The following is a 9,539-nucleotide window of genomic DNA, read 5'->3' on the forward strand; positions in this document are numbered from 1 at the left end:
GGACGGGAGATGCGGATGACCGGGGCGACGCGCGCGGAGGTCGTGCAGCGGGTCGGTGCGGGCGTCGTCGCCCTCGTCGGCGCCTGGACCGCCGCGACCCTGCTCGGCGGCGGGACGTGGGCGCTCCTGGGTGACGGCGTGCGGGCGATGCTCGGGGAGGGAGATCTGTCGACGGCCGGTGACGCGCTGCGCGTGCTGCGGTCCGACGGGTTGCCGGCGCTCGCTCTCGCGCTCGGGCTGGTCCCCGCGGCGGCGCTCGCGCTCGTCGCCGCCTCCGCGTCTGTCCGCCGGGCGACGCGTCGCCTCACCGGGATCGTCGTCGCGGGGAGCGTGCTGGTCGTCGTCGGGGTGGTGGACGTGCTGTCCGACCCGGCCGCGCTGCACCTGGCCACGCGGTCGTGGTACTTCACGGTCGGGTCGCCGCGCATGCTCGCCGGGGTCTGGCTGGTGGTCGTGGGTGCGGGGCTGACCACCGCCGGCGCCGGCGTGCTGGCGCGGCGTCGGCGCGCGGTGGTCGCGGGCGCGGCGCTCGTGGCCGTCGGCGCCTTGGCCACCGCCCTGGCCACGGCGGCGTCGGCGCTGCTGACGGTGGGGACGCTCGGCCGCTACCGCGGTGGCCCGATGTCGCCGGCCGTGCTCCTGCTCGACGGGTCGCTCGCGCTCGGGCTCGTCGCGACCACCGCGGCGGTCGTCGCCGGGACGTGCACCGTCGAAGCATGGCGCCGCCTCGCTCGCTGGGATCCCCCGGCTGCCGAGCCGGCGGCGCGCACGCTCCACCGGCGGCTGATCGCCGCTGCGTCGGTGGGCGCCGTCGTGCTCGCAGCCGGCATCGTCGCCGGCTCCCGCGTCGCCGAGCGGCAGCTGGTGCCGGACGTTGTGGCCGACCCGGTGCTCGCGGCCTGCGTCGAGCGCGCGCTCGGGGTCGACGAGGGTCGCGCGCTCGCCCCCGACCGGTTCGACGACGTGTACGCGATCGACTGCGCGTGGGGCGGCACCGGCGAGCGGGTCACGTCCCTCGCGGGGATCGAGCGGCTCACGTCCGTGCGCGAGATCGACCTGAGCGGCCAGGAGGTCACCGACCTCGGTCCGCTCGCGGCGCTCACCGGGCTGACGTCGCTGCGGCTGACCGGCAACGCCGCCGTGTCGGACCTGTCCGCCCTGGCCGGGCTGCCGCTGACGAACCTCGGCCTGTCGGACACGGGCGTCACCGACCTGCAACCCCTGAGCCGGACGACGTCGTTGGTCTGGGTCGGGCTGGCCCGGACGGGGGTGTCCGACCTCGAGCCGCTCGCGGGATCGGCCGGCCTCCTCGAGCTCGACGTCGCGCAGGCGGCCGTCGCCGACCTCTCCCCGCTGGCCGGCGCCGCGTCGCTCAGCATGCTCGACGTGCGGGACAACCAGGTGTCGGACGTGACCCCGCTCGCCTCGATGCCCGCGCTCGACGAGCTCTGGGTCGGTGGCAACCCGGTGACCGACCTGCGCCCGCTGCTCGCGGCACCGGCACTCCTCGGGGTGGACGTCGAGGGGCTGGACCCGGCGACGCCCGGGATCGAGGAGCTGCGCGCGCAGGGTGTGTACGTCGGCGGCACGACCTGAGCCGCAGTACCAAAACGTTTACATCGCCACACCGTTGCCCGAGTTCTCTAGCGGTAAAGACGCCACGTGTCGCACCCTCGACTTCTGCCGACGAGCACGCAGGCGTCGGTGCCCACTCGATGACGAGGAGTCCCATGACACAGCGCACCAGGGTGACCGCCTGGCTGTCCGCGGCCCTGCTGGCGATGACGGGGGTCGGCGCGATCGTCGCCTCCTCCGCGCAGGCGGCCGCGGGCTGCAAGGTCGACTACGCGGTCACCAACCAGTGGGGCGAGGGGTTCGGCGCCAACGTCACGCTCACCAACCTCGGGGACCCCCTCGACGGCTGGACGGTCGGCTGGACGTTCCCGTCGGGCCAGCGGATCACGCAGGCCTGGAACGGGACGGCCACCCAGTCGGGCAGCACGGTCTCCGTGAAGAGCCTGGGCTACAACGGCTCCGTCCGCTCCGGCGGGACCGCGAGCTTCGGCTTCAACGGCTCGTGGAGCGGGAGCAACGCCGTCCCCACGCAGTTCACGGTCAACGGTGTCGCGTGCACCGGCTCGGTCACCTCCTCGCCCACCCCGACCCGGACCACGACCCCGACGCCGACGTCCACGACGACTCCCCCGCCGCCCACCGGCACCACGCCGCTCGCCGTCAACGGCCAGCTGCGCGTGTGCGGCGTGAACCTCTGCAACCAGTACGGCAAGCCGATCCAGCTGCGCGGCGCCAGCACCCACGGTCTGCAGTGGTTCCCGTCCTGCTACAACTCCGCCTCGCTGGACACGCTGGCCAACGACTGGAAGGCCGACGTCCTGCGCATCGCGATGTACGTCAACGAGGACGGCTACACCACCAACCCGTCCGGCTTCACCGCCAAGGTGAACGACCTGGTCGACCAGGCCGAGTCGCGCGGGATGTACTCGATCATCGACTTCCACACGCTCACGCCCGGTGACCCCAACGTCAACCTGGAGAACGCCAAGACGTTCTTCCGGAACGTCGCCGCACGGAACGCGGCGAAGAAGAACGTGATCTACGAGATCGCGAACGAGCCGAACGGCGTCTCGTGGGAGCAGATCCGCACGTACGCCAACCAGGTCATCCCGATCATCCGGGGCCTCGACCCCGACGCGGTCATCCTCGTCGGGACGCGCGGCTGGTCGTCGCTGGGCGTCTCCAACGGCTCGAGCTCCGCGGAGATCGTGGCCAACCCGCTCGCGTTCTCGAACATCATGTACACGTTCCACTTCTACGCGGCGTCGCACCTGGACAACTACCGCTCCGAGGTGCGCAACGCGGCGAGCAGGCTGCCGATCTTCGTCTCCGAGTGGGGCACGACGAGCGCGACCGGCGGCGGCACCGTCGACATCGGCAGCTCGACCGCGTGGCTCGACCTGCTCGACTCGCTGAAGATCAGCCACGTCAACTGGACGTACTCGGACGCGAACGAGAGCAGCGCCGCCTTCCGGTCCGGGACCTGCGGGGGCTCGAGCTACGGCACCTCGCAGCTCTCGCAGTCCGGCCAGTTCGTGCGCAGCCGGATCATGACGGCGGACAGCTTCCCGACGAGCTGACGTCTGCGCACCTCCCGCCGCCGCCCCGGAACCCCCTCCTCCGGGGCGGCGCGCGTGGGTCCGCGACCGTCTACCTAGCGCGACGGGAAGCGGAACGGGATCGGGATGCCCCCGCAGCAGCACACGCCCTGCACGTCCGTCTGGGCCAGCAGGGCCGCCGCCTGGTAGCACGCGACGAACCGCGCGGCGGTCGGCAGGACGGCGCGCACGACGCCACGTCGCACGACCAGCTCACGCACCGCCGCCGAGCAGGACGACCCGCCGTGCGCGACGCGGTGCGCGCAGCTCCACCCTTTTCGGGGTGAGAGCCCGGTCTGGTAGCGGGCGATGAGGCGGTCGACGGCGGCTGCGGCACGGGTCATCGACTCACGGTAAGAGCCCTCGGGCTCCGGCGCCTCCGCGACGGCCGCGGTCTCAGCCGGCCTCCACCGGGAGCCAGAGCTCGACGGTGGCGGTGCTGAAGTCGTCGGCGCGGTCGAGCACCGCCACCACCTCGGGGCCGGGGCGCAGCCGCCACGGGTTCGACGGGAACCACTCGGTCGCGGTGGCCGCCCACACCGTCTGGAGGGTCTGCGGGTACGGGCCCTCCGCCCGGAAGACGGCCCAGGAGCCCGCCGTCACCGGGAGGACGTCGAGGTCGTCGGGGACCTCCACCTCGTCCGTGACGGCCACGCCGTGCAGGTACGTCAGCTCGGTGCCCTCGCGGCGGTCCGGGTCGATGTCGTCGCTGACGGCGAGCAGGCCGCGCGGCTCCGCGTCGCCCAACGCCTTGAGCCGCTGGTGCTCCTGCGGGGGCAGGGACGTGACGTGCTGCTGGATGGCGGGGTTGATCCCCTCGTGCACGAGCGGGACGCGCGTGGCGTGCCCCGCGAGGCGGAAGTCGGGCCGGGTGACGATGCGGACGTCCATGGGTCGTGCTCCTTCGACGGTCAGGCGGAACGTGAGGCGCGGCTGCGCGCGGAAGGGGCCACCGTCGCGCCGGGCTCGTCCCGGGCTGATGCCGTGCACCGACTGGAACGCCCGGCCGAACGCCTCCGCCGAGCCGTACCCGTAGCGCACCGCGATGCCGAGGAGGTCACCGGAACCGGTGACGACCTCCGTCGCGGCGACGGTCATCCGTCGGCGGCGCACGTACTCCGACAGCGGCATCCCGGCGAGCGACGAGAACATGCGGCGCAGGTGGTACTCGGTGGTGCCGAGCGTCGCAGCGAGGCGGACGACGTCGAGCTCCTCGGTGAGGTTGTCCTCGACGAGGTCGACGAGCCGGTTGAGCCAGGCGATCACGGTGCCCCCTTCCGCTGACCACTCTGGCGCGGCCGCGGGTGGCCGGACCCGATCATCGCGGTCCGGTGCGATCAGGCGCGTCCGTCAGCGCGCGCCCGCAACGACCCCGACGCTCTCGCGGCTCGACCGGAAGTCCCAGCCGCCGCCGCGCAGGTCGGCGATGACGCTGAGCTCCGAGGGCAGCGCGCCGATGTTGCCGCGGGCCGTGAAGACGTGCGCCCACACGAGCAGACCGCCGCCGACCTGGTCGTGGATGCTCACCAGCTCCTCGATCCCGTCGCCGCTGACGTCCGCCGCGACCTGACGTGACCCCGCGAAGCTCCAGCCGCCCGTGCGCAGGTCCTTGCGCAGGTCCCAGGTGTTCAGCGTCAGACCCCAGCGCTCCCAGATCAGGATGCCGCCGCCCGGCTGCTGGTGGATCGTGAAGAGCGAGTCCGAGCCGTCCCCGTCGGTGTCGGCGGACAGGTCGCGGCTCTCGTCGAACGACCACCCGTGGTGCTTGAACACGGACATGCTCACGGAGGGGGTCCTGAATCCGGTCCCCGTGTTGATCCAGGCCACGTAGTACATCGCTTCGGACGCGAACAGGCCCGTGCCGCCGCGATGGGTCGACGCGAGGTCCGCGAAGCCGTCGCCGTTCAGGTCGGCGACGGTGTAGCGGACGTCGACGAACGGCTCCCCAGGCAGGTTGTCACTGGCCATGAACTCGTCGACCGCGCGCGGGATCGTCGCCCACAGGGCCGGGTCCTGGAAGCCCGCACCCGTGCCCCGGTGCACCCAGACGTTGGCGGCGGGACCGCCGGCGGTGTCGGTGCGGTGGATCGAGATGACGTCGTCGTACCCGTCGCCGTCCGCGTCGCCCACGAGCTGGCGCGAGTTCTCCCACGACCAGCCGCCGCCGCGCAGGTCCGCCCACAGCCGCGGCGTCGAGTCGGGTCCGCCGCCGACGACCCAGAGCAGCACGCCGCCGTTCGGCTGGCCGTGCGAGACGAGCCAGTCGGGGCTGCCGTCGTCGACCCCGGTCACGTTGCCGAAGTCGCCGCTCGCGGTGCGCGACCGGCCGTACTCGAAGCCGCCCGCCTCGAGGCTCGCCTTCAGCATCGGCTGGCCCAGCGTCGGGTTCTCCGCGGCGAGCGGGAGCCGCCACAGGTTGAGCCCGCCGGTCGGCCGCGAGTGCGCGATGTCGAGCTCCGGCTCGCCGGGCCCGGCCGAGGCCGACGCGGCGGTCGGCAGGGCCGCCAGGACGGTGGCGACGAGCGCTCCCGCGGCGAGGGAGGACACGAGGGACCGGCGCATGAGGACCTCTCTGGCAAGGGCGGGCGTCGGTCAGAGAGTAGGGCACCGACGTCCCGGGCCGGGGTTGTTCCGGGCACCTGTCGCCCGGGTGCCGGACGCGCCGCGCGCGACGGTGCGACGTAGGTCCGTTCGGGCGAAAAGGTGCGAATCGGACACCGACCGAGCCGTGCACGGCGCACACTCGACCCCGGCGCGGACCGCGTCGTCATCGAGCCTGGAGGATCGACACGTGTTCGGCAGCCGCACCGCCCTCGCTGACCCGCTCCCCGAGCACGACGACGACTGGTCCGCCGACGAGCTCGCCGCGGTCCAGCGACGGCTGACGGTCGCCATGACGGTGGACCCGGCCCCGGGCCGGGTCGAGGCGTTGCTGGACGGCGTTCCCGAGACTCCCCGCAACCTCGCGTCGCTGATCGAGCACCTCGTCGGCGAGCACGCACGCCGGGTACGCGGCGAGGGCCGAGGTCGCGCGATCGCCGCGGCCCCGGTCCCCGACGAGCCGGTCGCCGCGGTGAGCCACCTCCTCGTCGTGCGATGGCTGACCCGGCGCCAGGCGGCGGGCCGCCGGGTGATCCGGCGGCTGGCCTACGCCCCGGCGACCACCGCGCCCTCGGAGCGGACGGGCCGGCTGGTGCTCCGCCACCTGGCCGACCAGCTCGCGGCGCCCGTCCCGGCCTGATCGACCCCCTCAGCGCTGCGGCGCCCACCGGAGACGGACCAGGACGAACACCAGCCCGCTGACGGCGAGGTGCACGAGCACCAGCAGGATCACGTCAGGATGCGCGAGCGTCACGTCGACGCCCGTCGGCAGCCAGCCCGTGCCGCCGAGCACGAACCGGTTCACCGTGAGCTGTCCGACGTGGAAGGCGACCGCGACGAGCAGGGCGCCGCGCAGCGGGACCCGGCGCGCGGCGACGAGCACCAGGCCGAAGACCACGAGCTGCACGACGTACGCGACCGGATCACTGCCCGCCGGGAACACGGTCGGTGCGTCGGGTGCCGACCCGAGCAGCGTCGCCGTCGCCCAGTGCGCCGAGCTGATGACCAGGCTGGTGAACGGGAACAGCGCCGTGGTGATCACCGTCGCGGCAGCGGTACGCCAGCCGTCCCTGATCGTCGTCCAGGTGTAGCCGCGCAGCGCCAGCTCCTCGGGCAGCGCCTCGAACAGCAGCAGCACGACGGTGTTCACGACGAAGAACCAGAGGAGTGCCCGAGGGTCCGGTGTGCCGACCTCGACCCATCCGAGCAGCCACGCGGGGACCCAGACGAGCGCGCCCACGCCGAGCGCCACGCCGAGGCCGAGCGCGACCGGCTGCGCCACCGGCCGGTCCAGGCCGAGGCCCGCGAGCGAGCGGCGGTCGGCGCGGGTGCGCAGCAGGACGACGGCCGGGACGACGAGCGCGGACGCGAGCACCGCCTGCAGGACCATCTCGCCCGTCGCCCCCAGCGACAGCCACCGCCCCGCCGCCTCGGCCACCCCGATGGCGACGCCGACGCCCACGCCGAGCACGAGCCAGCCCAGCACGCCCCTCGCCACGGTCCGCCCACGGCCGTCGTCCATGTCCGCACCCCCTCGCCAGGCCTGCGTCCATGGTTCGGGTCGGCCGACGCGGACCGCGTCGATCGAAAGGTTGACCCCGTCCCCGCCGGCACGTCAGGCGACGGCGGTGCCCTCGAGCTCGACCAGCTGACCCGGGATCGCCAGCCGGCTCACCCCGAGCATCGTCATCGTCGGGACCGCGCCGGCCGCACCCAGCCGCGACGCCAGCACGCCGTAGTGCGCCAGCAGCAGGTCGACGTCGGTGGCGTAGACGGCGAGCCGGACGAGGTCCGCCAGCGACATGCCGGCTGCGCCGAGCACGCCCTCCAGGTTGTCGATGCTGAGCGCGAGCTGCGCTGCCATGTCCCCCTCGTGCCGCGGTGCGCCGTCGGGTCCGACCGCGCTCTGGCCGGAGCAGTACAGCGTCCGCGCGCTCCCGACGACCACCTCCCCCTGGGCGAACCCCAGGCCCAGCGACCACTCCACCGGGTTGACCGTCGTGCGTTCGATCGTCACATCAGCTCCATCCGTCGTCGGACCTCGTGCTGGTCAGCCTCCCGGCAATACACGTCACCCTGTGTCGTGTATACGGTGAGGAGGTGCGCGCCGACAGGCTGGTCTCCCTGGTGCTGCTGCTGCGTCAGCACGGCCGGCTCTCCGCGACGGCGCTGGCCGCCGAGCTGGAGGTGTCCACCCGGACCGTGCTGCGCGACATCGAGGCCCTGTCGTCGGCCGGCGTCCCGGTGTACGCCGAGCGTGGCCGGCACGGCGGGTTCGCGTTGCTGCCGGGCTTCCGGACGGAGCTCACCGGGCTCAGCCAGGACGAGGCCCTCGCCCTGCTGATCGCCGGGTCCCGGCGCGGCGGGCAGTCCTTCGGCCTCGGCTCCGCGCTCGCGTCGGCCATGCTCAAGGTGGTCGACGCCCTGCCCGAGAGCCACCGGGCGACCGCGGCCGGCGCGAGCCGGCGCCTGCTCGTCGACCCGGAGACCGATCTCCTGGCCCGCCGGGTCGACGCCGACGAGGTGCCCGACGCCGTCATGTCCGTTGTCCGGCGCGCGGTGCTCGCTGGGCACCGGCTGCGGATCCGGTACGCCGCCGTGGACCAGGACCCGCGATGGCGGACCGTGGACCCCATCGGCCTCGTCACCGTGCGTGACCAGGGCTACCTGCTGGCGACGAGGTCGGGCGAGGACCGCACGTACCGGCTCTCCCGCGTCCTCGCCGCCGAGGAGCTCGCCGAGCCCGCGCAGCGGCCGGACGGGGTGGACCTCGACCGCGCCTGGCAGGAGCGCAGCGCCCGGTTCCGGGCCGGCGGCGCACTGGTCACGGCGCGGGTCCGGGTGGACGGCGCGCGGCGCGACGACCTCGTGCGCACCGCGGTGACTGTCCTCTCCGAGGAGACCGACGCCGACGGCCTGGTGCGGCTCGAGGTCACGTTCCAGGACGCACGGCACGCCCGGTGGGCGCTGTGGCAGCTGGGCGCGCACGCCGAGGCGCTGGAACCGTCGTGGCTGCGCACCGCTCTGCAGGACGATGCGGCCGCGGTGCTCGCACGGTACGAGCGTCGATGAGCGAGCTCTGAAACACCGACCTTCAACGATTCACCCTCTGTCGCGGGATGCCCGGCGGTGGAACCTTCGCGTGGAAAGCGCTTTACCACACGAGAGGAATCCCATGTCCGGAACAACGCTCCACAGGCGACGACGCCCGTTGCGCGTCGCGATCGCCGGTGCGCTCGCGCTCGTCCTCGCCGGCCTGCTCGGCGTCTCGACGGCGCTGACCGCCAACGCAGCCAGCGTCGACACGAGCGCCTGGTACCTCCTGGTCAACCGGCAGTCCGGCAAGGTCCTGGACGTCGCCGGCACGTCGACCGCCGACGGGACGGTCATCCAGCAGTGGTCCCGCAACGACGGCCCCTGGCAGCAGTGGCAGTTCGTCAGTGCCGGCGACGGCTACTACAAGCTCAAGGCGAAGCACTCGGGCAAGGTCATCGACCTCTGGGCATGGAGCACCGCCGACGGCGGCGAGTTCCGCCAGTACCAGGACCTGGGCGGCTGGAACCAGCAGTTCAAGCTCGCCGACTCGGAGGGCAGCCGCATCCGTCTCGTCAACCGGCACAGCGGCAAGGTCCTGGGCATCAAGGACCGGTCGACGTCCGACGGCGCGTGGGCGGTGCAGACGGCCGACAACAACCAGTACAACCAGCAGTGGGAGCTCATCAAGGTCGGCTCGGGCGGCGGCACCACCACACCCCCGCCGTCGGG

Annotated in this window: 10 protein-coding genes; 5 read left to right on the forward strand and 5 right to left on the reverse strand. The window is 73.3% G+C overall.

Features of this window, described 5'->3' with window-relative positions; genetic code table 11:
• Positions 1–15: 15 nt before the first annotated feature.
• Together CXY01_RS05405 and CXY01_RS05410 are read left to right on the forward strand one after the other, a co-directional pair.
• Positions 16–1,596: a leucine-rich repeat domain-containing protein gene (locus CXY01_RS05405; protein WP_146926037.1), complete on the forward strand. Its 1,581-nt coding sequence runs from the start codon at positions 16–18 to the stop codon at positions 1,594–1,596.
• A 134-nt stretch (positions 1,597–1,730) separates the two neighbouring features.
• On the forward strand, positions 1,731–3,155 hold the full coding sequence (locus CXY01_RS05410) for a cellulase family glycosylhydrolase (protein WP_146926039.1): 1,425 nt from the start codon (positions 1,731–1,733) through the stop codon (positions 3,153–3,155).
• Positions 3,156–3,229: 74 nt separating this feature from the next.
• On the opposite strand, the gene yidD is transcribed toward CXY01_RS05410, so the two are convergent.
• The 3 genes from yidD to CXY01_RS05425 form a co-directional block, all read right to left on the reverse strand.
• Positions 3,230–3,517 carry a membrane protein insertion efficiency factor YidD gene (gene yidD / locus CXY01_RS05415; RefSeq protein WP_146926040.1) on the reverse strand — a complete coding sequence of 96 codons (288 nt, stop codon included), beginning with the start codon at positions 3,515–3,517 and terminating at the stop codon, positions 3,230–3,232.
• Positions 3,518–3,569: 52 nt separating this feature from the next.
• The gene (locus CXY01_RS05420) at positions 3,570–4,439 is read right to left on the reverse strand and encodes an AraC family transcriptional regulator (RefSeq protein WP_146926042.1); all 870 of its coding nucleotides are present in this window, start codon (positions 4,437–4,439) and stop codon (positions 3,570–3,572) included.
• 84 nt (positions 4,440–4,523) lie between these two features.
• Positions 4,524–5,735, reverse strand: coding sequence for an FG-GAP-like repeat-containing protein (locus CXY01_RS05425; RefSeq protein WP_146926043.1), 1,212 nt, complete (start codon positions 5,733–5,735; stop codon positions 4,524–4,526).
• Positions 5,736–5,964: 229 nt separating this feature from the next.
• Between CXY01_RS05425 and CXY01_RS05430 the strand changes: the two genes are divergently transcribed.
• On the forward strand, positions 5,965–6,414 hold the full coding sequence (locus CXY01_RS05430) for a hypothetical protein (protein ID WP_146926045.1): 450 nt from the start codon (positions 5,965–5,967) through the stop codon (positions 6,412–6,414).
• Positions 6,415–6,423: 9 nt separating this feature from the next.
• Here CXY01_RS05430 and CXY01_RS05435 read toward each other — a convergent pair whose 3' ends face one another.
• Positions 6,424–7,296: a CPBP family glutamic-type intramembrane protease gene (locus tag CXY01_RS05435; protein ID WP_146926046.1), complete on the reverse strand. Its 873-nt coding sequence runs from the start codon at positions 7,294–7,296 to the stop codon at positions 6,424–6,426.
• A gap of 93 nt (positions 7,297–7,389) precedes the next feature.
• Positions 7,390–7,785, reverse strand: coding sequence for a RidA family protein (locus CXY01_RS05440; protein ID WP_146926110.1), 396 nt, complete (start codon positions 7,783–7,785; stop codon positions 7,390–7,392).
• Between the two features lie 89 nt (positions 7,786–7,874).
• Here CXY01_RS05440 and CXY01_RS05445 point away from each other — a divergent pair, with 89 nt between their 5' ends.
• Complete coding sequence (locus CXY01_RS05445; RefSeq protein WP_146926047.1) at positions 7,875–8,846, forward strand: helix-turn-helix transcriptional regulator; 972 nt, start codon at positions 7,875–7,877, stop codon at positions 8,844–8,846.
• A gap of 139 nt (positions 8,847–8,985) precedes the next feature.
• A partial coding sequence (locus tag CXY01_RS05450; protein WP_246125055.1) for an RICIN domain-containing protein occupies positions 8,986–9,539 on the forward strand: 554 nt, incomplete at its 3' end.

Origin of the sequence: Cellulomonas xylanilytica (assembly GCF_007989805.1) — a bacterium.
GTDB classification, from domain to species: Bacteria; Actinomycetota; Actinomycetes; order Actinomycetales; family Cellulomonadaceae; genus Cellulomonas; species Cellulomonas xylanilytica.